Annotated in this window: 25 protein-coding genes; all 25 read right to left on the bottom strand. The window is 46.4% G+C overall.

Going from position 1 to position 24864, the window contains the following annotated elements:
- Nucleotide 1: 1 nt before the first annotated feature.
- Complete coding sequence (locus tag CKW00_RS06650) at nucleotides 2-319, bottom strand: YlxQ family RNA-binding protein (protein WP_008587825.1); 318 nt, start codon at nucleotides 317-319, stop codon at nucleotides 2-4.
- On the bottom strand, nucleotides 312-587 hold the full coding sequence (gene rnpM / locus CKW00_RS06645; protein WP_095821915.1) for an RNase P modulator RnpM: 276 nt from the start codon (nucleotides 585-587) through the stop codon (nucleotides 312-314). The genes CKW00_RS06650 and rnpM overlap by 8 nt, the downstream gene beginning before the upstream one ends.
- A gap of 21 nt (nucleotides 588-608) precedes the next feature.
- Complete coding sequence (nusA, locus tag CKW00_RS06640; RefSeq protein ID WP_095821914.1) at nucleotides 609-1715, bottom strand: transcription termination factor NusA; 1107 nt, start codon at nucleotides 1713-1715, stop codon at nucleotides 609-611.
- A gap of 17 nt (nucleotides 1716-1732) precedes the next feature.
- Entirely contained in the window at nucleotides 1733-2206 is a 474-nt protein-coding gene (gene rimP / locus CKW00_RS06635; RefSeq protein WP_095821913.1) for a ribosome maturation factor RimP, read from the bottom strand.
- A gap of 200 nt (nucleotides 2207-2406) precedes the next feature.
- Entirely contained in the window at nucleotides 2407-6696 is a 4290-nt protein-coding gene (locus CKW00_RS06630; protein WP_095821944.1) for a PolC-type DNA polymerase III, read from the bottom strand.
- Nucleotides 6697-6753: 57 nt separating this feature from the next.
- Nucleotides 6754-8454 carry a proline--tRNA ligase gene (locus CKW00_RS06625; protein ID WP_095821912.1) on the bottom strand — a complete coding sequence of 567 codons (1701 nt, stop codon included), beginning with the start codon at nucleotides 8452-8454 and terminating at the stop codon, nucleotides 6754-6756.
- 90 nt (nucleotides 8455-8544) lie between these two features.
- Entirely contained in the window at nucleotides 8545-9801 is a 1257-nt protein-coding gene (gene rseP, locus CKW00_RS06620) for an RIP metalloprotease RseP (RefSeq protein ID WP_095821911.1), read from the bottom strand.
- 15 nt (nucleotides 9802-9816) lie between these two features.
- Nucleotides 9817-10962 carry a 1-deoxy-D-xylulose-5-phosphate reductoisomerase gene (dxr, locus tag CKW00_RS06615; RefSeq protein ID WP_095821910.1) on the bottom strand — a complete coding sequence of 382 codons (1146 nt, stop codon included), beginning with the start codon at nucleotides 10960-10962 and terminating at the stop codon, nucleotides 9817-9819.
- Nucleotides 10963-10976: 14 nt separating this feature from the next.
- The gene (locus CKW00_RS06610) at nucleotides 10977-11768 is read right to left on the bottom strand and encodes a phosphatidate cytidylyltransferase (protein WP_095821909.1); all 792 of its coding nucleotides are present in this window, start codon (nucleotides 11766-11768) and stop codon (nucleotides 10977-10979) included.
- Nucleotides 11769-11779: 11 nt separating this feature from the next.
- Nucleotides 11780-12547, bottom strand: coding sequence for an isoprenyl transferase (locus CKW00_RS06605; RefSeq protein WP_095821908.1), 768 nt, complete (start codon nucleotides 12545-12547; stop codon nucleotides 11780-11782).
- A gap of 133 nt (nucleotides 12548-12680) precedes the next feature.
- On the bottom strand, nucleotides 12681-13238 hold the full coding sequence (frr, locus tag CKW00_RS06600) for a ribosome recycling factor (RefSeq protein WP_095821907.1): 558 nt from the start codon (nucleotides 13236-13238) through the stop codon (nucleotides 12681-12683).
- A gap of 1 nt (nucleotide 13239) precedes the next feature.
- Entirely contained in the window at nucleotides 13240-13962 is a 723-nt protein-coding gene (gene pyrH / locus CKW00_RS06595) for a UMP kinase (RefSeq protein WP_008587846.1), read from the bottom strand.
- Between the two features lie 83 nt (nucleotides 13963-14045).
- Complete coding sequence (gene tsf / locus CKW00_RS06590; RefSeq protein ID WP_095821906.1) at nucleotides 14046-14930, bottom strand: translation elongation factor Ts; 885 nt, start codon at nucleotides 14928-14930, stop codon at nucleotides 14046-14048.
- Nucleotides 14931-15025: 95 nt separating this feature from the next.
- A complete protein-coding gene (rpsB, locus tag CKW00_RS06585) occupies nucleotides 15026-15781 on the bottom strand; it encodes a 30S ribosomal protein S2 (protein ID WP_095821905.1) in 756 nt (251 codons plus the stop codon).
- A 160-nt stretch (nucleotides 15782-15941) separates the two neighbouring features.
- Nucleotides 15942-16388, bottom strand: a complete 447-nt coding sequence (locus tag CKW00_RS06580) for a hypothetical protein (protein WP_095821904.1) — start codon at nucleotides 16386-16388, stop codon at nucleotides 15942-15944.
- Nucleotides 16389-16461: 73 nt separating this feature from the next.
- Nucleotides 16462-17235 carry a FliA/WhiG family RNA polymerase sigma factor gene (locus CKW00_RS06575; protein ID WP_095821903.1) on the bottom strand — a complete coding sequence of 258 codons (774 nt, stop codon included), beginning with the start codon at nucleotides 17233-17235 and terminating at the stop codon, nucleotides 16462-16464.
- A 31-nt stretch (nucleotides 17236-17266) separates the two neighbouring features.
- A complete protein-coding gene (locus tag CKW00_RS06570) occupies nucleotides 17267-17986 on the bottom strand; it encodes a MinD/ParA family ATP-binding protein (protein WP_095821902.1) in 720 nt (239 codons plus the stop codon).
- Entirely contained in the window at nucleotides 17979-19046 is a 1068-nt protein-coding gene (locus tag CKW00_RS06565) for a flagellar biosynthesis protein FlhF (protein WP_095821901.1), read from the bottom strand. Before CKW00_RS06565 ends, CKW00_RS06570 begins: the two co-directional genes overlap by 8 nt.
- Entirely contained in the window at nucleotides 19043-21073 is a 2031-nt protein-coding gene (gene flhA / locus CKW00_RS06560) for a flagellar biosynthesis protein FlhA (protein ID WP_095821900.1), read from the bottom strand. The genes CKW00_RS06565 and flhA overlap by 4 nt, the downstream gene beginning before the upstream one ends.
- A gap of 21 nt (nucleotides 21074-21094) precedes the next feature.
- Entirely contained in the window at nucleotides 21095-22177 is a 1083-nt protein-coding gene (gene flhB, locus CKW00_RS06555; protein ID WP_095821899.1) for a flagellar biosynthesis protein FlhB, read from the bottom strand.
- 4 nt (nucleotides 22178-22181) lie between these two features.
- Complete coding sequence (gene fliR, locus CKW00_RS06550) at nucleotides 22182-22961, bottom strand: flagellar biosynthetic protein FliR (RefSeq protein WP_095821898.1); 780 nt, start codon at nucleotides 22959-22961, stop codon at nucleotides 22182-22184.
- Nucleotides 22962-22965: 4 nt separating this feature from the next.
- Nucleotides 22966-23235: a flagellar biosynthesis protein FliQ gene (fliQ, locus tag CKW00_RS06545; protein WP_095821897.1), complete on the bottom strand. Its 270-nt coding sequence runs from the start codon at nucleotides 23233-23235 to the stop codon at nucleotides 22966-22968.
- Between the two features lie 10 nt (nucleotides 23236-23245).
- Complete coding sequence (fliP, locus tag CKW00_RS06540) at nucleotides 23246-23911, bottom strand: flagellar type III secretion system pore protein FliP (protein WP_008587869.1); 666 nt, start codon at nucleotides 23909-23911, stop codon at nucleotides 23246-23248.
- A complete protein-coding gene (locus CKW00_RS06535) occupies nucleotides 23904-24404 on the bottom strand; it encodes a flagellar biosynthetic protein FliO (RefSeq protein ID WP_158221283.1) in 501 nt (166 codons plus the stop codon). The genes fliP and CKW00_RS06535 overlap by 8 nt, the downstream gene beginning before the upstream one ends.
- 89 nt (nucleotides 24405-24493) lie before the next feature.
- Nucleotides 24494-24856, bottom strand: coding sequence for a response regulator (locus CKW00_RS06530; RefSeq protein WP_095821895.1), 363 nt, complete (start codon nucleotides 24854-24856; stop codon nucleotides 24494-24496).
- Between the last annotated feature and the right edge of the window lie 8 nt (nucleotides 24857-24864).

Raw genomic sequence — 24864 nt, 5'->3', positions numbered from 1 at the left:
TTCACCCCCGATTAATTTCCTCGAGTAACGACTGCATTTTTTTGGCGAAACCTTTCTCCGTAACTGCGATCGCAACTCGTCCCGATTTCCCTATTGCTTGTGATATCGTCTGACGATCATCCACTTCGAAAATCGGAATTTGATAATAGCTGCATTTGTCATTCAGCTTTTTCTTTGTCTGTTTCCCGGTATCTGCGGCAACTAACACCAGTTTCGCACGTTTCGACTGGATATCTTTTACGATGGATTCTTCCCCCACCGTTATTTTACCGGCTCTCATTGCCAGCCCGAGAAAATCCAGATAGGTACCTTTACTCAATTTCGGTCACTTGTGCTCTTAACTGTTCGAACACCGCGGAATCGATGCCTGTGTTCAAATGCCTTGCGAGCATCCCCTGTTCTTCGGCGGTATTGATTACATTCAGATCTTTAGAAATATAGGCACCTCTGCCATTCTTTTTACCGGTCGGGTCTACAAAGACCTCTCCCTCTTTATTGCGAACCACGCGAATCAACTGCTGTTTCGGCTTCATTTCCTGGGTTACTACACACTTCCGTAAAGGTGTCTTCTTTTTCTGTTTAGGCATGAATATTCCCCTTTCTCCTTATCACTCTTCCAAAGGATCAGGATTATCTGCCGCCTCTTCCTCCAGGTCGCTATCATCATCAAGAAGGCCGTTTTCGAGAGCTTCGGATTCACTTTTAATGTCAATCTTCCACCCGGTTAATTTAGCCGCCAGTCTGGCGTTCTGACCTCTTTTACCTATAGCAAGCGAAAGCTGATAATCCGGCACGATCACCGTCGTTGCCTGTTCCTCTTCATTGACGATGACTTTACGTACTTTGGAAGGACTGAGCGCATTAGTGACATATACAACCGGATCTTCCGACCACTGTACAATGTCTATTTTCTCGCCTTTAAGCTCATCCACTATAGTCTGTACGCGCTGACCGCCCTGACCGACACAGGAGCCGACCGGATCGATTTCCGGATCTTCCGCATATACGGAGATTTTAGAGCGGTCTCCGGCTTCACGTGCCACGGACGTCACTTCTACTGTCCCGTCGTATATTTCCGGCACTTCCATTTCAAAGAGACGCTTCAGTAGATTCGGGTGCGTCCTCGAAACATAAACGTGCGGACCTTTATTATTGTTTTCCACTTTTGTGACATAAACTTTAAGACGGTCATGGACGTTGTACGTTTCTTTCGGCATCTGTTCTCCCTCGGGAAGCCGGGCCTCCACTTTACCGAGATTTACGTAGACGAACCGGTTGTCTTTTCTCTGGATGATGCCGTTCATAATATCTTCTTCACGGTCGACATACTCTCCGTAAATGATTCCGCGTTCCGCTTCCCTGACTCGCTGGGTCACCACCTGTTTCGCAGCCTGAGCGGCTATTCGGCCGAAATCTGCGGGGGTAACTTCCACTTCCACAACATCTTCGGCTTCGTAGTTAGGGTTGATTTCCTTTGCTTCTTCAGTGGAAATTTCCTGCTGGTTATCTTCCACTTCATCCACTACTGTTTTTTGAGCGAAAACTTTCATAGCGCCTTCTTCTTCATTTATACTTACGCGAACATTTGTAGCGGCATTAAAATTCTTCTTATATGCTGAAATCAATGCAGCTTCCAACGCCTCGAGCAGAAAATCCTTATCGATGCCTTTTTCTTTTTCCAAATAATTCATGGCATCAAACAATTGCTGACTCACCTGAATCCACCCCTTTATTAATTAAACGTAACTGCCAGTCGTGCTTTGGCTATCTTATTGAACGGCACTTCCAGCGTCTTTCTTCTCGTTTTTATTCTTATTTCAATTTCTGCAATTTCATCCTGGAAACTTCTGAGGGTTCCTTCAAATTCTTTTTCCCCTTCTACGGGCTCATAAAGCTTCATGTAGACGTATTCTCCGACATACTTCTCAAAATCCTCTTTCTTCTTCAGTGGTCTTTCTGCACCAGGAGAAGAAACATCGAGGAAATAGGCGAAATCGACCGGGTCTTCTTCATCAAGTTTTTCACTCAACTTCTCGGAGACGATCCCGCATTCTTCAATATCAATTCCATTTTCTTTATCGATAAAAACGCGTAGAAACCAGTTCTTTCCTTCTTTTTCAAATACTACATCGACTAATTCTGCATTAAGATCCTGTAAGATCGGCATGACTAATTGTTCTGTTACTTTAATTACGTCCTGACTCAACCACACGACCTCCTTACGCTATATTTTCTTTTTCTCATGAGAAACCGCTATGATCATTATCATAGCGGCAGCAATAAGCAGGGAGAAGCTCATAAAAAATAGAAACAAAAGAGTGGGCGTATCCCCACTCTTTTCCCTGCTTGCTATCACGTTTCCAACCATAATTAATATATCATAATTGGCTCCGGTACGCAACTTGCCTAGAACAGAGAGAGCTGGTTCTCATCTGGCATGTCGGATAAGCATCCATGATCGTCCAGATACTCAAGTACCGTTTTGGAGATACGGCTCCTTTCCCTCAAATCCTGTTTCGATAAAAATTCACCGTCTTCTCTGGCTTTCACAATATTGATAGCCGCGTTTGTTCCAAGGCCGTCGACCGCATTGAACGGAGGGATGAGAGTGTTCCCGTCGACGATGAATTCCGAAGCGGTGGAACGGTAGAGATCCACGCTCCCCAAACTGTAACCACGTTCACACATCTCAAGTGAAATTTCGAGAACTGTCATAAGGTTCTTTTCTTTAGGAGTTGCATCCAGCCCTTTCTGCTGAATGTCTTCTATACGGCTCCGGATAGCTCCGGAACCTTTAACCATTGTATCCAGTTCAAAATCACTCGCTCTTACTGTGAAATAAGCAGCGTAGAAATAAATGGGATAATGCACTTTGAAGTATGCAATACGGACTGCCATCAATACGTAGGCAGCAGCGTGTGCTTTCGGGAACATGTACTTGATCTTCTTACAGGACTCGATGTACCAGTCCGGTACGCCGTGTTTCTTCATTTCCTGGATCCATTCATCTTCAAGACCCCGCCCCTTACGGACGAACTCCATAATCTTGAACGCAAGCCCCGGTTCAAGACCTTTGTGCATAAGATAGACCATTATATCATCACGGCAGCCGATCACTTCCGGAAGTGTGCATATGCCGTCGCTGATCAGCTGTTCGGCATTCCCGAGCCAGACATCGGTGCCGTGGGACAGTCCTGAGATGATAACAAGTTCCGCAAATGTTTTCGGCTTCGTATCTTCGAGCATCTGACGTACGAATTTCGTTCCGAACTCCGGCACGCCAAGGGTCCCCGTTTTACAGTTGATCTGCTCGGAGGTGACTCCTAAAACATCAGGACCGCTGAAAATTTTCATTACTTCTTCATCATCCACCGGTATATCATTCGGATCGATGCCTGATAGGTCCTGGAGCATACGAATGACGGTCGGATCATCGTGACCGAGAATATCGAGTTTCAACAGGTTATCGTGGATGGAGTGAAAGTCGAAATGGGTAGTACGCCAATTGGAGTCGGTATCGTCCGCCGGGAACTGGATTGGTGAAAAATCATAGATATCCTTGTCGTCAGGTACTACGATTATGCCTCCGGGGTGCTGCCCGGTAGTTCTTTTCACACCCGTACATCCCTGAACGAGTCTGTCGACTTCGGCATTTTTATACTGCAGCTGATGATCCGACGCGTACCCTTTGACAAATCCGTAAGCCGTTTTCTCAGCTACCGTGCCGATAGTACCGGCCCGGTATACTTTATCTTCCCCGAACAGTTCTTTCGTGTAATCGTGAGCTCTCGGCTGATACTCCCCGGAAAAGTTCAGATCAATGTCGGGAACTTTATCGCCTTTGAAACCGAGGAACGTTTCGAAAGGTATGTCCTGACCGTCTTTGACGTACGGCGTTCCGCATTCGGGACAGGCTTTGTCCTCAAGGTCAAAACCACTGCCGACACTGCCGTCCGAGAAGAATTCATGGTGTCTGCAGGACGGACAGACGTAATGGGGAGGGAGCGGGTTGACCTCCGTAATATCTGTCATGGTAGCTACGAATGACGAACCGACAGACCCCCTCGACCCTACGAGGTAACCGTCGCTGAGTGATTTAGTCACCAGCTTTTGAGAGATAAGATAAATTACGGCAAATCCGTTTCCGATAATACTTTCGAGCTCTCTTTCCAGTCGGTTTACGACAAGTTCGGGCAGCTCGTCTCCATAAATACTTCGAGCTTTATTGTAGGACATATCCCTGATTTCCTGATCCGCGCCTTCAATATTGGGAGTATACAAATCTTCTTTCACAGGGTGGACTTCTTCCATGAGCCCCGCTATTTTGTTCGTGTTGGTGACGACAACTTCTTTCGCTTTCTCTTCACCCAGAAAAGAAAATTCTTCAATCATTTCATTCGTAGTTCTGAAATGCACCTCAGGAAGCGTCTGCCGGCTCAGCGGGTTTCCGCTTTGGGAAGAGATGAGAACCTGTCTGTAAATTTTATCGCGCTCGTTAATATAATGGGTATTCCCGGTAGCCGCTACGGGTTTATTCAGTTTTTCACCGAGGGCGGTCAGCTTTTTCAGAATATCGTACACCTGAGCTTCCGTCTGAAGAATATCTTTCTCTATGAGATGGGCGTAATTACCGACCGGCTGAATTTCTATGTAATCATAAAATTCAGCCACCCTCTCGGCCTCCTCTTCGGATTTCTGCATCATCGTTTCAAAAAGTTCTCCTTTGTCGCATCCGGAACCGACAATCAGGCCTTCCCGGTGCATAGTAAGCCGGGAACGGGGGATGCGCGGGACCCTGTAAAAATAATCGATATGCGATTCCGAAATGAGACGGTAAAGATTCTTCAGTCCGGTGTCATTTTTAGCAAGTATGATGCAGTGGCTCGGTCTCGAACGCTGATAGGCTTTCCCTTCCCCCATATAATCGTTCAAATTTTTGTGGTTATATATTTCTTTCTCGTCCATCGTCTTTTTAACCAGCTTCCACAACAGGTACCCTGTTGCTTCCGCATCATAAATAGCCCGGTGATGCTGAGTGAGTTCAATATCAAACTTCTTACACAACGTATTGAGCCGATGATTTTTAAGATCCGGGAGAAGGAATCTGGCCAGCTCGAGCGTGTCGATGACCGGGTTCTGTGATTTACTGAGCCCCACCGATTCGTATCCCGTATTCAAAAATCCCATATCGAAACTTGCATTGTGAGCAACAAGAATATCTTCTCCGGCCCACTCCTTGAAATCATTCAGTACTTTTTCAATTTCAGGGGCATCGTTCACCATATCGTCGGTAATTCCGGTCAGTTCCACGGTGGTCTCCGACAATGGCTGGTGCGGGTTGGCGAATGATTCGAACCGGTCCATAATCTCGCCTTCCTCGATTTTCACAGCAGCAAGTTCAATGATCTTATCGTAAACGGCTGAAAGCCCCGTAGTTTCCACGTCAAACACTACATATACCGAATCCTTCAACGGACGGTCCGTGGGCTCGTAAGCTATGGGCACCCCGTCATTAACGAGATTCGCTTCCAGTCCATAAATGACCTGGATATCGTTCTTCTCCCCGGCAGCGTGCGCTTCGGGGAAAGCCTGGGCTGCGGCGTGATCCGTGATGGCAATCGCTTCATGACCCCAGTCTGCCGCCTGCTTAATGAGTGTGGAAGGAGAAACGGGGGCGTCCATTTGACTCATCGTCGTGTGAGCGTGCAGCTCCACCCTTTTTTCTCCCTCAGGGGCTGTATCTTCACGTTCCTTCACTTTGATCTGAATGATGTCGTTCGCCATCATAGTAAGTTCGTTTGTAAAGTTGTCGGTCTGGATGCCTCCGCGCATTTTCACCCACATTCCGGCCTTCACCTGTTTGAAAATCGCAGCCTGATCGTCTCCGCGCGAAAACATTTTTACAGAAAAAGAATCGGTGTAATCTGTCACTTTCAGAAGAAGAAGGTGGCGGCCGGACCGCAGTTCCTTCACTTCAGCGTCAAAAATGTATCCCTGAAGCACAATACGGCGCTCCTCTTCTTCAACGGAAGACATAGGAACGGGCTCCTCCTGGATTTTATAACCGATTTCCACCGGCCCTTTGGGACCCTCCGACTCTTTGACTTTCTCTTTCTCTTCTTTTTCTTTCACGGCTTTCTGGACTAGCAGCTGATCTTCCTGCTTTCGCTCTTCTTTGAATTTCGTTACCGCTTCTCCCTGCTCTTCCAGACGAACGCTGATCTGACACGAAGGGAGGCCTGCCTCTTTACAGTACTCCTGAAACGCTTCCTGAAGTTTCTTCTTCATCGCTTCCCCTTCTGCTTCATTTCTGCATGTTAACATAATTCTATTACCGTTAATTTCCGGTTTTTGTTCGCATACATAGTCTTTGTAAGCAGGAGAAAGCTTCGTCATTTTATTGGTGAATAATTTCCAGTAGTCAAGGATGGTCTCCTCATCGAAAGAGGCTTCCACCTGTGTTTCCCAGCTTACGTGAGCCAGTGAACTGAACGTCGACTGAAGAGTTGAAGTGAATAAATCATACACTGTCGCAGGCAACGGGGTCGGAAAGTGGAAGTGGAAATGCCAGCGCTTTTCTTTTCTGTAGACAGAAAGTTTCACCAGTTCACTATCCCTGAAATAACTTCGTATATCCTCCGACAGCTGCAGCTGTTCGATCAGGTAATGCATTTTCTCCTGATTATTGACGCTCAAATTTTCTTCCTCCCTCACGGCAACAATACCCCTGCCGGATGAGCAGGGGTATTCATTTTATGCCAGCAGATTTTTAATTTCATCCATAAGCGAGGAACGGGCAATTTCCGTTTTGCTTTCCTCATTTCTCATTTTCACTTCCACGATGTCTTCGCCTGCCCTTTTCCCGACAATAATTCTCAGGGGAATGCCGATAAGGTCACTGTCTGCGAATTTTACTCCGGCTCTTTCCGGACGATCATCGTACAGTACCTCGATCCCCTCATCAAGAAGATCTGCGTAAATGTCGTCGGCAAGCACGCGCTGTTCTTCTTTTTTAGGATTGAGGGACAGGATGTGAACCAGATATGGAGCTGCCTGCTTCGGCCATACGATGCCTCTGTCGTCGTGGAATTGTTCCACCATGGCAGCCAGCGTTCTGGATACGCCGATTCCGTAGGACCCCATAACCATCGTCTGGGACTTTCCGCTATTATCCAGGAAAGTTGCACCCATGTTCTCGGCGTAAAAAGAACCCAGTTTGAATACATGGCCGACTTCGATACCGCGGGCGAACTTGATGACCCCTTCCCCGTCCGGAGAGGGATCCCCTTCCTCGACAAAACGCATATCAGCGTACTCATCCGGCACGAAATCTTTTCCGGGAGTTACATTTTTATAATGGTACCCTTCTTCATTCGCACCACAACTGACGTTCACAAGAGATTCCACTGCATAATCCGCAACCACTTTCACTTCTTGCGGAGCACCGACGGGGCCGAGGGAACCGAAACCTGTCCCCATAAGCCGGACCGTATCTTCTTCCGTAGCCAGATCTACCACTTTCGCATCCATGAAGTTTTTCACTTTAACGTCATTTACTTCATGATCCCCCCGGGTGACTATGAGAACATACTCGTCATCCACCTTGAACATAATGGATTTCAAGCCCTGCTCCAGTCCATGACCGAGGTAATCAGCCACTTCCTGCATCGTTTTCCTGTCAGGTGTAGAAACCTTTTCCATTTCTGCGGGAGTTTCCGCAGACTTTTCATACTTATTCGTTACCGGAGCCATTTCTACGTTAGCGGCGTATTTGGAAGTATCCGAATAGGCTATTACGTCCTCTCCTACTTCAGAAAGAACCATAAATTCGTGAGTTTCTTTTCCGCCCATGGCCCCCGAATCGGCTATTACTGCCCGGTAGTTCAATCCAAGCCGCTCGAAAATACGGCAGTAAGCATCATACATGTTCTGATAACTCTGATCCAGGCTCTCAAAGGACTCATTAAATGAATAGGCATCCTTCATTAAAAATTCTCGACCGCGCAACAGTCCGAACCTTGGCCGCTTTTCATCCCTGAATTTGTTCTGAATCTGATACAAAGTCATCGGAAGTTTTTTGTAAGTGCCCACCTCATTACGTAAAATGCTGGTCATCGCTTCTTCATGAGTGGCACCGAGGGCAAATTCCCGGTCGTGACGATCTTTCATTCTCATCAATTCAGATCCGTACGTATACCATCTCCCGCTTTCCTGCCAAAGTTCGGCGGGCTGCAAAGCGGAAAGCAGCATTTCCTGGGCCCCTGCACGATCCATTTCTTCCCTTATGACAGTCTCTATTTTCGTCAGCACGCGTTTACCTAAGGGTAAAAGCGTATAAATGCCCGAAGCCAGCTGCCTTATGTAACCTGCTCTTACCAGAAGCTGGTGACTTGCTATGTCAGCTTCAGCCGGGTTTTCCTTTAATGTGGGAACTAGCATTTTACTCTGTCTCATTCCTGACACCTCTCCTCTTTTTAAAAAGGGAAAAGGCGCTAACGCCTTTTTCCCGCTTCTTTTATGTGATTACCGCCTAATATCCGATACTTACAGAAACAGGCGCTGAATATCGTTCCACGTCACCACAATCATAAGCAGAAGCAGTAAAGCGAAACCGAAGAATGTGATTGCTCCTTCTTTCTGAGGGTCCACCGGCTTCCCGCGGATCAGTTCTACACCGATGAACAACAGCCGCCCTCCGTCAAGTGCCGGAATAGGCATAAGGTTTACAATCCCGAGGTTCACACTCAATACAGCTGTCCACATAACGAAATTTGTAAGGCCGGTCTGCACAACCCGGTCTGTAGCGTCATAGATTCCGACAGGACCGGACAGCATGTCTATAGAGAACTGGCCAGTAATCAGTTTGCCGAGGTTCGTCAGTATGAGCGTGGACCATTCGTACGTCTGGGTAAATCCGAACGTCGCTTTCTTCGCGAAGGAATCTTCGAAGGCTCTCGTCACTCCGACCTGACCAATCTCTCTTTCCTGAGCTTTTACGGATCTCGGGGTCACTTCCACCTCTTCCGTTGTGCCGTTCCTCGAAAGAGTAACATTCATCGTTTCTCCCGGATGTTCCTGTACAATCCCTGTGAAATCTTCCCAGGACTCCACCTGCTGCCCTTCGGCCTGGATAACTTCATCCCCGGCCCGGAAACCTGCTTCACTTGCGGGAGAATTCTCCTGTATCTCCCCGAAACGTGCTTCATCTGATGGGATACCCTGGACGAATCCCAGTATCGTAAATAAAATAAGTGCAAGCACAAAATTCATCATGGGTCCGGCGAAGAGCTGCATTGCTCTTTTCCTTTTCGGTTTCGAAGCGAACTGCCGGTCATACGGGGCAATCTGGGTTTCTTTTTCGTCCATTACGAACATCGCTTCCGGATGTACATTAAATGACAGTTTCTCTTCTTCCCCGGGTTCATACCCATTAATGGTAAGAGTGTGATCGAGGTCTGCGTGCTCCACTTCGACAATGCGGGCATCGGGATGCCTCGATTTATTGTTTACAACTATTTTATTGACGAGACCGGATTCATCGAACTCGAGACCGATGTGATGTCCGGGCTTAAGGTCTATGATTTCCGGGTCCTCTCCGGCAACTCTTACATATCCCCCGGCAGGTATAAGCCGAATCGTATACAAAGTTTCATTTTTGGTGAACGAAAACACTTTTGGCCCGAACCCGATAGCAAACTCGCGAGCAAGCATCCCTGCACGCTTTGCAAAGATCAAATGCCCCCACTCATGCACAAACACCAGGAGACCGAACATGAGTATAAACGCAATAACCGTCGTCACATGAAGCACCTTCCTTTATTTAACGTAACGTTCCACACGTTTTCTCGTTTCTTTATCAATCTCTATTATATCTGATAATGAAGGTTCAGAAACAGAATTATGCTCTGTAAGCGCCCGTTCGACAAAAGCTTCTATATCCAGAAAAGAGATCTGTTCATTCAGAAACATAGCCACTGCCTGTTCATTGGCAGCGTTCAGTACTGCCGGCATGGACCCTCCCTGCCGGCCGGCCTGAAAGGCGAATTTCAGGCAGCGGAACCGTTCCATGTCCATCTTCTGAAAATGAAGTTCAGCTAAATCCTCAAGTTCCAGTGATTCGCTGCCACTGAGAGGAATTCTCTCGGGATAGCTGAGGGCGTACTGGATAGGCACTTTCATATCCGGCGACCCAAGTTGGGCCATGACGCTGCGGTCCTGAAACTCCACGAGCGAGTGGATGACGCTTTCTCTGTGAAGCAGGACATGTATCTTGTCATACGGCATATTGAAAAGCCAGTGGGCTTCAATTACTTCCAGCCCTTTATTCATCATCGAAGCGGAATCCACGGTAATTTTAGCTCCCATGCTCCAGTTCGGGTGATTCAGAGCATCTTTTACATTGACCCCCTGAAGTTCTTCCCTCGTTTTATCGCGGAAACTGCCTCCCGAAGCGGTTATGATCAGTCTGCGTACATCTTCATGTCTTTCCCCGTTCAGCGCCTGAAAAATTGCCGAATGTTCACTGTCCACCGGAAGAAGAGGAGTATCGTACTTTCTTGATTCTGCCATAACCAGATGACCGGCTGTAACGAGCGTCTCTTTATTCGCGATAGCTATCCGTTTCCTTGCCCGGATAGCTTCGAGGGTGGCCGGAAGACCGATACTTCCCATCACCGCATTGACGAAAACGTCGGCACCGGGATCTTTCGCAACCGCAACCATGCCTTCTGAACCGACCATGATGTTTTTATGGGAAGTAGCTTCGAACACTTTCCGCCGTGTTTCTTCGTCCGCGGTCACCACCGCTTCGGGTTCGAATTCCCTTATCATAGGAATCGCTTTACCGGCATTCGTTCCGAAAGCTAAAGCGAAAACGGAAAACTTATCTTTGTGCTGCCGGATCACTTCCAGTGTCTGTTCTCCTATTGATCCGGTCGCTCCTAAAAGTGCAATATTTTTCATAACAACGCTCCTAATTATGGTATAAAATTAATCAGATGCAAAACCGGAAGCATAAAGATGAGGCTGTCGAAACGATCCAGCACTCCTCCGTGGCCCGGCAGAATATTCCCCGAGTCTTTGACTAAGTAATGACGTTTGAAAGCTGATTCCACCAGGTCGCCGATCTGACCGGCTACAGAAATGAGAATCGTTACGGCGATAAGTATAAACATGGATGAATGGAGTGGATGGAATATCTGAAAAATGACTGCGGTGATGCAGGCAAGTACTACACCTCCGAGAGCACCTTCCACCGTTTTTTTCGGGCTGATTTTAGGCCATAACTTCCTTTTCCCGAACATACGTCCGAATACATACGCCCCGGTATCAGTAGCCCAAACGACGAACAGGGCATAAAATACGTAATCAAGTCCTCCCTCGATTCTCGTCTCGATCAGGTAATAAAATCCCATTCCGACGTAGACGGCTGAAATAAGAAGAAATCCTGCATCATCGAAGGTGAATTTGTTATTTACGAGGACAGTGTAACTCAAAAGAAGCAGGACCGTCACCAGCGATAGCTCAGCCTTCGTTACAAAAGAGCTCAGTTCATAGGAGTTTATTTCCGGTAACATCAGTGCCCACATAAATAGCAGTATAATGAGCGAAGACACGGAATATCTTGCAATTTTCTTCATTCTCATAAGTTCGAATATAGCTATACTTGCCAGTAAATATACAAACAAAGTAAATAAAGTTCCGCCAAGCAGAACGATAGGTATAAATATCAAACCTGCAATAATCGCTGTTACAGTACGCTGTTTCATCTAACCACACCTTACACGCCGCCGTACCGACGCTTTCGATTTTGATAATTGATAATGGCTTCGTTCAACGTATATTCTGTGAACGAAGGCCAGTAAACCTCTGTAAACCAGAACTCCGCATAAGCCAGCTGCCAAAGCAGAAAATTACTTAACCGCTGCTCCCCGCTCGTCCGGATAAGCAGATCGGGCTCACAGAGATGGGAGGTGTATAAATAGGAGTTGAACGTTTCCTCGGTGATGCTGTCGGCCGTAAGCTCCCCTTCCTCCACTTTGGACGCAAGCATCCGCGTCACTTCCACGATTTCATTTCTGCTCCCGTAATTCAAAGCGAAGTTAAGCACCATGCCTGTATTGTTTTCCGTGCGATGAATAGCTTCATCCACAGCTTTTTGAGTATGTTTCGGAAGAAGATCTTTCGTACCGATCGTCTGGACCCGTATGTTATTTTCAACCAGTTCCGGAAGATACGTCTGTAAAAAATCGACCGGCAGTTTCATAAGAAAATCGACTTCTTTTTTTGGCCGCTTCCAGTTCTCCGTAGAAAATGCGTAAAGGGTCAATACTTCGACCCCGAGATCCGAAGCATGCCGGACCACTTTCTTCACAACGTCCATACCTTCTTTATGACCGGCAATTCTCGGCAACCCTTTATCCTTTGCCCAGCGGCCATTTCCATCCATTATAATTGCTATATGTTTTGGTATATTTGTCATATCAATTTCTGTTTCTGCTTCCGGCTTCGGATCTCTCCGATTTATAAATGGAAGATTTAGTGGCATGGATACCATCCTTTTCTTAATTCACTATATGTAATTCGGATAAGCGTTATCCCTTCCTAACAAAACTACCACATATGATAGCAAAACAAAAGCCGTACTGCCAAACAAATACAGCACGGCTTCCCCTTTAATTTTATACTTCCAGCATCTCTTCTTCTTTCTGTTTCGCCAGGTTATCTATTTCTTTTACGTACTCATCTGTAAGCTTCTGTACGTCATCCTGATAAGAACGGAGGTCATCTTCGGTAAGTTCCCCGTCTTTCTCGTTCTTCTTAAGAGCGTCGTTCGTTTCACGACGGATGTTTCTGATCTGTACTTTTGCTTCTTCCGTATATTTCTTGACGAGCTTTGTCAGATCTTTACGTCTCTCCTGCGTAAGTGCAGGGATATTGATGCGGACCACGTTACCATCACTCGAAGGGGACAGACCGAGGTCGGCTTTCTGAATGGCTTTTTCCACTTCCGAAATAGCTGATTTATCATAAGGTGTGATCACAAGGAGTCTCGGCTCCGGAGCTGAAACCTGGGCCAGCTGCTGAAGCGGAGTGGAAGCTCCGTAGTAATCGACATATACCGGGTCGAGAATCGACGGGTTCGCACGTCCCGCCCGCACGGTAGCCAATTGTTTCGAAAAAGCCTGGGTAGCTTTTTTCATCTGTTCCTTCGTTTCTTTGATAAGTTTGTCAGACATGTTATTTCCCCCTCACTAACGTTCCAATATCCTCACCGAGGACTGCTTTTTTAATATTTCCTTCTTCCATAATCGAGAATACCAGTAAATCGATATCGTTGTCCATACATAATGATGAAGCAGTGGAATCCATCACTCCAAGTCCTTCATTCAATACTTCCATGTAAGAAAGACGATCGTACTTACGTGCATCGTCATTCAATTTCGGATCGGATGTATACACTCCGTCGACGTTATTTTTAGCCATAAGAATAACGTCCGCTTCCACTTCGGCAGCGCGGAGAGCAGCGGTCGTATCCGTGGAGAAATAAGGGTTGCCGGTTCCGGCTGCGAAAATCACTACCCGTTTTTTCTCCAGATGGCGCATTGCCTTCCTGCGGATATAAGGTTCTGCCACCTGGCGCATTTCGATGGATGTCTGGACACGTGTAGGAATACCGATGTTCTCAAGACTATCCTGGAGAGCAAGGGAATTCATAACCGTTGCCAGCATCCCCATGTAGTCGGCGTTTGCACGGTCCATGCCCATCTGGCTTCCTACTTTCCCGCGCCAGATATTACCGCCTCCCACAACTACTGCAACTTCCACTCCCAGTTCAGCCACATCTTTGATCTGCTGTGCGACCGACTGGATAATGCTCGGTTCTATTCCAAATCCTTCTTCTCCACTTAATGCTTCCCCACTTAATTTCAGCACGATTCTGTTATATCGGGTTTTATTCATAATAACCTCCATGGCAGTATTCAACTAAAGTTTCACTTTTAAAATAGGGAACACAGCGTGTCCCCTATTTTGAGTGAATGTTATTATTTTTTAACCTGACTCATCACTTCGTCAGCGAAGTTCTCTTCACGTTTTTCCATACCTTCACCAACGCCGAAACGTGTGAATTCGTTGATTTTTCCACCCTTGGATTCCACGAACTGTTTCACTTTCTGATCCGGGTCTTTAACGAAGTCCTGTTCAAGCAGGCAGATTTCCTGTAGAAACTTGTTCAGGCGGCCTTCTACCATTTTCTCAACGATGTTTTCAGGCTTTCCTTCATTCAGCGCCTGAGTTTTCAATGTTTCACGCTCTGTATTAAGCTCTTCCTCAGGTACCTGCTCACGGGAAGTGTAGCGGGGGTTAACGGCTGCGATATGCATAGCTACATCTTTTGCAGCAGCTTCATCCGTAGAACCTTCAAGTACTGTCAAAGCACCGATGGAACCGCCCATGTGAAGATAAGAACCGAAAGCGTCGTTATCCGTTTTTTCTTTCACGACGAAACGGCGAAGAGAGATTTTCTCACCAATTTTCGCGATGACATCAGTGATGTAGTCGCCGACCTTCTGTCCTTCACCGTGAAGAGGCTGTTCCAGTGCAGCTTCTACATCGGAAGGATTTTCGGAAAGAATGTGGTTCCCAAGTTCCTGAAGGAGGTTCTGGAACTGCTCGTTCTTAACTACGAAGTCTGTTTCGCAGTTCACTTCGATCATAGCTGCTGTATTACCGGAAGTAACGATATGAGCGGAACCTTCCGCTGCAATTCTGTCAGCTTTTTTGGCTGCTTTCGAAATTCCTTTTTCGCGAAGCCAGTTCTGAGCTTCTTCCATATCACCATTTGTTTCTGTAAGAGCTTTTTTACAATCCATCATTCCTGCACCAGTAATTTCGCGCAGTTCTTTGACCATTTTTGCATTAATTGCCATATCATTTTCCTCCTTGGGATTAAATTTGGACGAAGCGCCCTCCGCTGTAAAAAAGGTGATAAAAGGTTTCCCTCTTATCACCCCCTGAAACCTGCCTACTCTTCTACAGTTTCCGTCTCTTCTTCTGTTTCCCCGGAGTCTTCTTCACCGGCTGCTTCAGCTTCCTCTTCACCTTGTTTAGCTTCAAGGATGGCATCAGCCATTTTTCCTGTAAGAAGTTTAACGGCACGAATAGCATCGTCGTTTGCAGGAATTACATAATCAATTTCATCCGGGTCGCAGTTGGTATCCACCATACCGACGATCGGAATATCCAATTTATGAGCTTCCGCAATCGCGATACGCTCTTTACGAGGGTCGATTACGAAAAGTGCATCCGGCAGGCTTTCCATATTACGGATACCGCCGAGGAATCTTTCGAGTTTTTCTCTTTCTTTATTCAGTTCCATAACTTCTTTCTTAGGAAGAACTTCGAATGTTCCGTCTTCTTCCATACGCTCGATATCTTTCAAACGACCGATACGTTTACGGATTGTTTTAAAGTTAGTTAGTGTACCACCCAACCAGCGCTGGTTGATGTAATACATACCGGCACGGTTCGCTTCTTCACGAACTGTGTCCTGTGCCTGTTTTTTAGTACCTACAAATAGTACTGTACCGCCGTCCGCAGCAAGATCACGTACATAGTTGAACGCTTCATCGACTTTCTTTACAGTTTTCTGAAGGTCAATGATGTAAATACCATTACGCTCCGTGAAAATGTACTTTTTCATTTTAGGGTTCCAGCGACGTGTCTGGTGACCGAAGTGAACTCCTGCTTCGAGCAGCTGCTTCATTGAAATAGCTGACATAATAAAATCCTCCTGTTTGGTTTATTTAGTATCCTCCATCCCCTTCTTTTTTCATTGCAAACTCCCTGTCTAACAGGAAGCAACCTACAACGAAATCCGGAGACGTGTGTATTGACACCGGAGGTTACTATACCATACAAGAGAAAAATTAGCAACCCCCTCATTGCTGTCTTCGAATCAATTTCAACATCATCTCCACTTCTGTTTTTCCGGTGCCCAGCAGTTTTGCCATTTCCTCCAGCGTTTTCCCCTCTTCTGCCATCTTTTTCACCTTCAGTTCCTCTGAAAATTCCACTTTTTCTCTACTTTCAGTAACCTCAGGTTGGAACTCTATAGGACGTTCCAAATTCGTCCGCCCGTTTCCGGACACTTCTTCTTTCTTTTCGGCGAGAGAATCTGACCTTCGGGAGATGGTATTCTGTTCAAATTTCCTGTTCTCCTCTCTGATTTCCTCCAGGTAGGATTGGAAGGTTCCTTCTATTTCCTTTGCGACCTGCTTTTGTTTCTGCATTTCCTCCCTGGAAGGGTCTTTCATAAACAACAGGAACATCCCGAAAAGGATGATCCCGTCCACGATAAAATTGATTATCAGTAAATACATCGTCATTTCGTTTTCACCAACTTAATTCTCTGCCTCATAAGCCTGCACAACTTCAGTCCGTCCCCCGGCAGTTCCCGGATCAATTCCGATACTTCCCGAGTGCTTCGCGCAGTTTGAATATTGCACGTCCATGAATCTGGGATATTCTCGAAGTAGTTAAATTCATCACTTCTCCTATCTCGGTGAGAGAGAGTTCCTCTTCATAAAACAGACTCAACACCAGTCGTTCCTTTTCATTGAGCATTTTAATCTCTTCAGTAAGCTCCCGGATGTTTTCACCTTTGACCGCCTGTTCATCCGGAGAATTTCCCAAGTCCTCGGGAACCAGATATCCTGCCCCCTCTTTGTAGTCACCGCCGTCGTCATGTGGTTTTTCTTCCACAGAGAGTACATTGGAAAAATAGACGTCCCTTGTCGTTTCTTCTACTTCTTCGGGACTCATATTTAAGACTTCGGCAATTTCCTCCGGTGCCGGCTGTCTGCCGAAATTCTGTTCCAGCTGCTCTGCAGTCTTTTCGATCTTTTTGGCCTTATCCCTGACTGTACGGGGGAGCCAGTCTTCTTTTCTGAGACCGTCTATAATGCTGCCCTTGATTCTGAAGGAAGCATACGTGACGAATTTCAAATTACGGGACAGTTCGAATTTCTTAAGTGCGTCGTAAAGCCCGAAATATGCTGAACTCCTTATTTCTTCCCTGCTTACACTTTGAGGCAGGTGCTGGGATACACGCTGGACCTGATAATTGATGAGATACTCATATTGAGCTACCAGTTCATTGGCAGCATTTTTATCGTTATGTTCGATCCACCTGTGCCACAATTTCTTTTCTTCGGAAGAAATTGGATTAGACATAGTAGCCCTCCTTTAATACTGATGGTTCTTTTCAGTTTTCTGCCGTGAATTTTTTCAACCTGATCAGAAAGGACCCCCCGGTTCTCCTCTCCTTTTGAAGCTCGTGTACGGAAGCGGAAAATACGGATTGACTTCCGCCAGTGTGAGGAAGTGGAACCGGCAGATGCACCTCTTTGCCGAGAAAATCGGCCGTCACCTGTTTGACCTTTTCGAGAGCTTTTCTATCATTTCGTTCATCCGAAACCGTGCCAGGCAATAGAGAAATGCGCTGTTCTGAAGACACGGAGTATAATTTCTTTATCATTGCATACGCTTTTTTAAGAGAATCATCATTATTTTCCATTATAATGAACGTTCCGTCGGCACATGCGGCGAATCCGGCTTCTTCCCGTAATATTTCATTTCCCAAATCAAGGAAGATATAGTCATGTTTGAACATCATCTTTTCGAAATCCGGAAAGGAATAGGGAAACGAAGTCGTTTCCATTTGATGCGGAGCTTCTTTATACAATCCGGAAGCTGTATAAGCGGCTGTCTCTTCCGACAACATCCCTGATGATACACGCCTTTCTCCGCCACTCCCGATGATGAGGACTTCCGGACCGTTCAAGCTTAATTCCACCGCAAAATCTGCAGCTATATCAGTACCCTTCTCCGTACTTCCTGCATTCAGGATAGAAATGACTCGCGCTTTGGTCGTAACATTCCGGGCCTCTAATTTTCTTCTCAGGTTTTCGGCCTGATCACTCACTCGTTTCTATCTCCTTCAGCAGTTGCTCCGTGAGTTCCGACAATGGGAGGGTGGTTATATCGTCGGGAACATTCTGACCGGTAGTAACGAAGGAAACACTTTTTTTATATTTTACGGCTAAGCTTACTGCTGCACCGAAGCTTCCGGATTCATCCATCTTTGTGAAAATCAGTGAGTGAAGAGGCACTTCTGAAAATCGTTTATACACTGACTCTATGTCTTTAAATTTACTTGTCATTGAAAGGACAAGGATAGTATCTGCCTCTTCCTCGAAGTCGATTATCTTCTGCAGCTCGCTTACGTAAGAAGAATCTTTGTAATTTCTTCCTGCCGTATCAATGATTACAAGATCTTTGTCTTTCATTTCCTCCCTCGCTTTCCTGTAATCCTCCAAATTGTAAACAACCTCCATCGGGATATCCAGAAGCCTGGCGTAAGTACGCAGCTGCTCGATAGCTGCTATCCGGTACGTGTCTGTAGTAATGAAACCTACCGACAAATTATCATCCAATATTGCATTGGCGGCCAGTTTAGCAGCCGTAGTCGTCTTGCCGACCCCTGTAGGCCCAATAAGATGGATATATTTATTATCCCCCGGACGGGAGGCGGCCGGGATTTCTGTGATTCCTTTGTGTAAATGATCTCTCACCCTCCCCCAGAAGGGGGCTGCTTCATTTTCTTCCTTTCTGATTTCCTGAAGGATCTCCGGGTTAAGCTCATGTTCTAAAAATGCGGAAATATGGTTTTCCGTCTCCGGCTCTTCTTTTGCAGCCCTCGCTGGATCTGAAGAGGGAGCCCGGACTGTTTCTTTCCGCTGCTGCTCCCCGGCACCGGCGGAAGTTCGTGGGGGAACGTCTTTCTCACTGACTGTATGACCCGCTTCCGGAGGTCCGGATTCTATAGCAGCCGTTATTTCTATCCGAATCTTTTTGAAAAGCCCGAAAATCCCTTTCGTTTTCTTTTTCCTGGAATTTAAAATAATCGCCTGGACACCCATCTCTTGTTTAACTTTTTTCATGGCCAGAGGCATCGTTTCCGCCTCAAACTTCTTTACGATCATCCCAGACTCACCGCCCCGACACTCTGTACTTCTACATTCGGGTCGATTTCATTGTAGGAAAGAACGACTACCTGAGGTAAGAAACGGTTGAGTAATTGTTTCACGTACATTCGTATTGCTGGTGAGCAGAGAATGATGGCGTTTTCTTCCTGCAGGGATAACTTCTCCACCTTACTCGCCACACTCTCCGTAATCTGCTGCTGTCTTTCCGGATCAAGGGCAAGGAAACTCCCATGTTCCGTCTGCTGAACATGATCTGCAATTAACTTCTCTACCTGCCCTGAAATCGTAACCACTTTAATTACACCTTCTTCTTTTTTGTACTGATTCGTTATTTGTGTAGCCAGCGACTGACGTACATATTCGGCCAGAAGATCCGTGTCGCTCGTCATTTTGGCAAAGTCGGCGAGAGTTTCGAAGATGACCGGCAGGTTCTTGATTGACACATTTTCCTGCAGCAGTTTAGCCAGCACTTTCTGTACTTCCCCAATCGCCATCGGCTCCGGTGTAACTTCTCCGGCAAGCACCGGGTACGATCCCTTCAAATGATCGATCAGTTGCTGGGTCTCCTGATGCCCAAGGAGTTCGTGAGCATGCCGCTTAATCGTTTCAGTTACGTGCGTGGAAACGACCGAAGGAGGGTCGACGACTGTATAGCCCAGTAACTCGGCTTCATCTTTCATATCTTCCTCCACCCATTTGGCTGGTAATCCGAAAGCAGGCTCCACCGTATCTATACCTTCCACCATTCCGTCGTCCTCCCCTGGTGTCATCGCCAGATAATGATCCAGCAGAAGTTCTCCTTTCGCCACTTCGTTCCCTTTTATTTTCAGCCTGTATTCGTTCGGGTTAAGCTGAATGTTATCCCTGATTCTCACTACGGGTATGACAATTCCAAGTTCGATTGCAATCTGCCTGCGAATCATGACTATTCTGTCCAGCAGATCCCCTCCCTGATTTGCATCAGCGATAGGAATGAGCGCATATCCGAATTCAAATTCAATCGGATCCATACTGATGAGATCCACTACATTTTCCGGAGCCTTCATCTGCTCACTCTCGGTTCTTTCTTCATCCTCCTCTTCGATATCAAGCTCGGCCGTTTCTCTCGACAGCCAATATCCTCCGAATATCATAACTGAGGAGATTAACATCGTAAGTGTAAACGGGATGGGAGTGAGACCGAGCAGAAAAATCGCTCCACCGGCCACGTATAGAAGTTTCGGAAAACGGAATAACTGCTCAGTCAAATCGTTACCAAGGTTCCCTTTGGAAGCTACTCTTGTAACTACTACACCCGTTGCCGTGGAAAGGAGAAGGGCAGGTATCTGACTCACAAGACCATCTCCGACTGTAAGTCTCATATATGTATCGACCGCTTCCTGAAACCCGAGCCCCATCTGAACCATACCTATGATCAGCCCGAATATGATATTCATTAAAACGATGATTATCCCGGCAATAGCGTCTCCCTTCACAAACTTACTCGCCCCGTCCATCGCTCCATAAAAATCAGCTTCCTGCTCCACTTTATCCCTGCGTTCTTTCGCCTGATGCTCATTGATCATACCCGCATTCAAATCGGCATCGATACTCATCTGTTTCCCGGGCATGGCATCCAGAGTGAAACGGGCAGCGACTTCCGACACCCGTTCCGCCCCTTTCGTAATAACGAGAAATTGAATGATTACCAGAATGACGAAGACGACGAAACCGACCAGAGGATTCCCCCCGATAACAAATGTACCGAAAGTTTCGATTACCTCCCCGGCTCTGGCTTCAGAAAGGATGGACCGGGTCGTCGATACGTTCAGACCGAGCCGGAAAAGCGTCATTAATAAAAGAAGGGTGGGGAAAACCGCAAACTGCAGCACGTCGTCCATATTCATCGAAACGAGAATAACAAGAAGGGCCAGAGTGATGTTCACCAGGATCAAAAAACTCAATAACCACCCGGGAAGAGGTATAACCAACATGACTATAATTAATATAATTCCTAATAATACAGATAAGTCCCTCGCTGACATCTTCGTCTCTCCTTAATGAATTCAAACTTTTTTCTGCAATTTATATACATAAGCCAAAACCTCGGCTACCGCCTGAAAAAATTCTTCTTCAATCGGCTCATTGATTTCCGTACGATTGTAAAGCCCCCGGGCGAGCGGACGATTCTCAACTGTGATAACGTCGTGCGCCCTGGCTGTTTCCTTGATTTTAAGAGCGATGAAATCGACCCCTTTCGCCACTACAAATGGAGCATCCGATTTCTGTTCGTTATACTTGAGCGCCACGGCGTAATGAGTCGGGTTAGTAATGATTACATCCGCTTCCGGGACTTCACTCATCATTCGTGCAGCAGACATCTGCCGCTGTTTTTCCTTGATTTTAGCCCGGATCTGAGGATCACCCTCCATATTTTTATATTCATCTTTTATATCTTTTTTGGACATTCGGATGTTTTTTTCGTGATCATACTTCTGATAGGTATAATCGATCACCGATAGAAGCAGCAGGGCCAGAGCCGAAGCAAGTCCCATTATCATAGTCGTATTTCCGAAAAAAGAGAGAGCCGCATCCAGGGATTTCTGAGCCGACATGATCATATCGTTTTTATTGGCCCAGATGACCGAAAAGGTTATGACACCAATCACAGTTATTTTCAACAGTGACTTCACCAGTTCCACCAGTGCCCTCGCGGAAAAAATACGTTTGAAACCCTGGATGGGGTTCAACTTCTTCGGGTCGACTTTCAAGGGTTCCGCCGTAAACATCACTCCTACCTGAATAAGGTTGGAAGTCAGCCCGGCCACGATCGCTATCCCCATGATGGGGGCCAGTACCTTGGAGATTTCGAGCGCCATTTTGTTGAGCACGTGGCTTACAGTCTGTTCGGTTATGTCCAGATGTATGTATTCCGTAAAGGACTGCTCGTACATCGTCAGCAGGGTATCTTTGAGCATGGGGCCGATAAGATAAAGAGTGCTGAACGTAAGCAGCAGGAGAAATCCGGTGTTCACATCCTGACTCTTTGCCACCTGCCCCTTTTTACGGGAATCCTGTTTCTTCTTGGGCGTAGCTTTTTCCGTTTTCTCATCGGCAGCGAAATATTGCAGATCAAGTTTCAGTCGCATTCCTCTAAGACCTCCCCAGCACATCGATAAAGCCGCGCATAGTTTCAAGAACGAGATCGAAAATCTCTTCGATTAAAAGCACATAAAAACCCATTACGATTGTCAAAACTGCCAACGCAACAAATATTTTCAGAGGCAGCCCCACCACAAATACGTTCAGCTGCGGAACGGTACGGGCGATAATCCCAAGTGCCACATCAACAAGAAACAGGCAGCCGACCAGGGGAAGAGCCATGAGAAAAGCTGAGATGAACATTTCGTTGAATGTATAAATGACGAATTCTATCCAGGACTCTTCCTGAAGCTGCAGGAACTGATCGATCTCTATGGCTTCATAGCTGTAAAAGATACCGTCAATCATTAAGTGATGGCCGTCCGTTACGAGAATAAACAGAAGAGTCACCGTATATAGATACTGACCTATCAGCGGGCTTTGGGCACCCGTCTGGGGATCGACGACGTTCGCAATGGCAAAGCCCATCTGGAAGTCGATGAATCCCCCGGCCACCTGGACTGCAGTAATGGCAATGTATGCCAGTAATCCTATGAAAAGACCTGTAATCGCTTCTTTCAACATCAGCATAAAAAATATTTCGTCTATCGAGAATTGAGGAGGTTCAATAGAAATATATAATATTAGTGCAAGAAAAAATGAGAAACCTACTTTATACTGTGCAGGAATTGTCCGATATGAGAATAGTGGGAGAGTCGCGAAAAACGCGGTGATTCTTATAAAAACCAGTAAAAATGCGGGAACGTTTGCAAGTGTAGCCCATTCCGCCACGGGGTTACCCTACCAGCATGTTCAAATTCCTGAACACTGAAGCCGTAAATTCCACCATATTGGTCAACATCCATGGACCAAAAAACACAAGACCGATCAGAACCGCTACAATCTTCGGGACGAAAGCGAGCGTCTGTTCCTGAATTTGAGTAGTAGCCTGAAAAATACTCACAAGTAATCCGACTGCCAGAGCGAGAATCAGCAAAGGGCCTGTCACGATCAAAACAGTGTACACCCCATCTTTGGCAAACTGTATAACCATTTCACTATTCATTTTTTTCCTCCTAGAAACCTTCCAGTAAAGAATGTGTAATCAAATACCAACCGTCCACCAGAACGAACAATAAAATTTTGAACGGAAGAGAAATCATAACCGGCGGAAGCATCATCATCCCCATAGACATAAGTACACTGGCGACAGCCATATCAATGACGAGAAAAGGTACAAAGATCATGAAGCCCATCTGAAAAGCAGTTTTCAATTCACTGATGGCATAAGCCGGTACGAGAGTAGTCATCGGGATTTCCTGTACAGTTTCCGGAGCTTCGGCACCGGAGTAGTTAAGGAACAGTTCCAGATCTTTCTGTCGTGTATGGGAAGACATAAATTCTTTCATCGGTTCACTCGCGTTCGTATAGGCTTCTTCAAGTGATATCTCTTCTTCGAGGAGCGGTGTCAGAGCATTCTCATTCACCTCATTGAAGGTAGGTGCCATTATAAAGAACGTAAGAAACAGCGCCAGTCCGATCAGGACCTGATTGGGAGGCATCTGCTGGGTGGCCAGCGAAGTCCGGACAAATGAGAGTACAATAATGATTCTCGCAAAACTTGTCATTAAAATGAGAATGCCCGGAGCTATCGACAATATTGTCAAAAGCAGAAGCAGCTGAACGGAAGTCGATATACTTTCAGGGTCCGCCCCTGAAAACAGGTCTACAAATTCACTCATCTGTATGATCCTTTCCGCGTCCATTTCTCATCCTGTTCTCTTTCATAAGAGAAAGCTGCTTATCAAAGAGCTGATGAAACTGCTTGCCGGAATTTTCATTGTCGCCTGAATGATCGGGCTCGCCGCTTAACAGCTGCTTCCTCGTTTCCTCATCGGTGATTTCTGTGAGCATCTCCACTGTGTCTCCCACTCCGATAATATAGACGTGTCCCCCGATTTTCACTGCCTGTACGGAGCGATTCTGACCGAGAGGTACTCCGCCGAGATTCTGCATCTGTCGCGTATTGGAAAAAAGATTATTCTTTTTCTGTATCAACTTCAGCACACCATATATCAGTCCGAGTACAAACACTAAAGCGAGGATTAGTTTGGTTGCACTCCACCATAAAGGTTCGGCAGCAGGCTGTTCTTCATTTTCCCCTCTGCTTTCCCCTCCTTCTTCTCCTTCTTCGCTGCATCCGTCGATTCCCGGGTTCTTGGCACATTCACTCACGCTGGGGCTTGAACTGTAAGCGACTGCCGGACTCAGACACAAAACGGAAAACATGATAACAGTAAGAGTTATGAATTTTTTCATGGAACCTATTTCAGAGCTTTTTGGATCGCTTCGATCATACGATCCGCCTGGAATGGTTTTACAACGAAATCCTTTGCCCCTGCCTGTATAGCCTCCACGACCATCGCCTGCTGCCCCATAGCAGAACAAATCACTACCCGGGCTTCCGGATCCGACTGCCTTATTTCTTTCAGAGCCTGTATCCCGTCTTTCTCCGGCATCGTTATGTCCATCGTTACGAGGTCGGGTCTGTATTCGTGATACATATCTACAGCCATCTGCCCGTTTTCTGCTTCCGCTTCCACTTCGTATCCATTCTTCGCTACAATATCCCGGATCATCTTTCTCATAAATGCAGCATCATCCACGATCATTATTCGCTCGCTCATCCTTACAG

The organism is Salimicrobium humidisoli (assembly GCF_002295105.1).
In the GTDB taxonomy this organism is placed as follows: domain Bacteria; phylum Bacillota; class Bacilli; order Bacillales; family Halobacillaceae; genus Salimicrobium; species Salimicrobium humidisoli.
This window is presented reverse-complemented; position numbering and strand designations above follow the sequence as displayed.

Bases quoted from the DNA above. Each gene is read 5' to 3' on its own strand.
- rnpM (WP_095821915.1), bottom strand. From the start codon at position 587: ATGCCTAAACAGAAAAAGAAGACACCTTTACGGAAGTGTGTAGTAACC.
- CKW00_RS06625 (WP_095821912.1), bottom strand. From the start codon at position 8,454: ATGAGACAGAGTAAAATGCTAGTTCCCACATTAAAGGAAAACCCGGCT.
- dxr (WP_095821910.1), bottom strand. From the start codon at position 10,962: ATGAAAAATATTGCACTTTTAGGAGCGACCGGATCAATAGGAGAACAG.
- CKW00_RS06610 (WP_095821909.1), bottom strand. From the start codon at position 11,768: ATGAAACAGCGTACTGTAACAGCGATTATTGCAGGTTTGATATTTATA.
- CKW00_RS06605 (WP_095821908.1), bottom strand. From the start codon at position 12,547: ATGCCACTAAATCTTCCATTTATAAATCGGAGAGATCCGAAGCCGGAA.
- frr (WP_095821907.1), bottom strand. From the start codon at position 13,238: ATGTCTGACAAACTTATCAAAGAAACGAAGGAACAGATGAAAAAAGCT.
- pyrH (WP_008587846.1), bottom strand. From the start codon at position 13,962: ATGAATAAAACCCGATATAACAGAATCGTGCTGAAATTAAGTGGGGAA.
- tsf (WP_095821906.1), bottom strand. From the start codon at position 14,930: ATGGCAATTAATGCAAAAATGGTCAAAGAACTGCGCGAAATTACTGGT.
- rpsB (WP_095821905.1), bottom strand. From the start codon at position 15,781: ATGTCAGCTATTTCAATGAAGCAGCTGCTCGAAGCAGGAGTTCACTTC.
- CKW00_RS06580 (WP_095821904.1), bottom strand. From the start codon at position 16,388: ATGACGATGTATTTACTGATAATCAATTTTATCGTGGACGGGATCATC.
- CKW00_RS06575 (WP_095821903.1), bottom strand. From the start codon at position 17,235: ATGTCTAATCCAATTTCTTCCGAAGAAAAGAAATTGTGGCACAGGTGG.
- CKW00_RS06565 (WP_095821901.1), bottom strand. From the start codon at position 19,046: ATGATCGTAAAGAAGTTTGAGGCGGAAACGATGCCTCTGGCCATGAAA.
- flhA (WP_095821900.1), bottom strand. From the start codon at position 21,073: ATGTCAGCGAGGGACTTATCTGTATTATTAGGAATTATATTAATTATA.
- flhB (WP_095821899.1), bottom strand. From the start codon at position 22,177: ATGCGACTGAAACTTGATCTGCAATATTTCGCTGCCGATGAGAAAACG.
- fliQ (WP_095821897.1), bottom strand. From the start codon at position 23,235: ATGAATAGTGAAATGGTTATACAGTTTGCCAAAGATGGGGTGTACACT.
- fliP (WP_008587869.1), bottom strand. From the start codon at position 23,911: ATGAGTGAATTTGTAGACCTGTTTTCAGGGGCGGACCCTGAAAGTATA.
- CKW00_RS06530 (WP_095821895.1), bottom strand. From the start codon at position 24,856: ATGAGCGAGCGAATAATGATCGTGGATGATGCTGCATTTATGAGAAAG.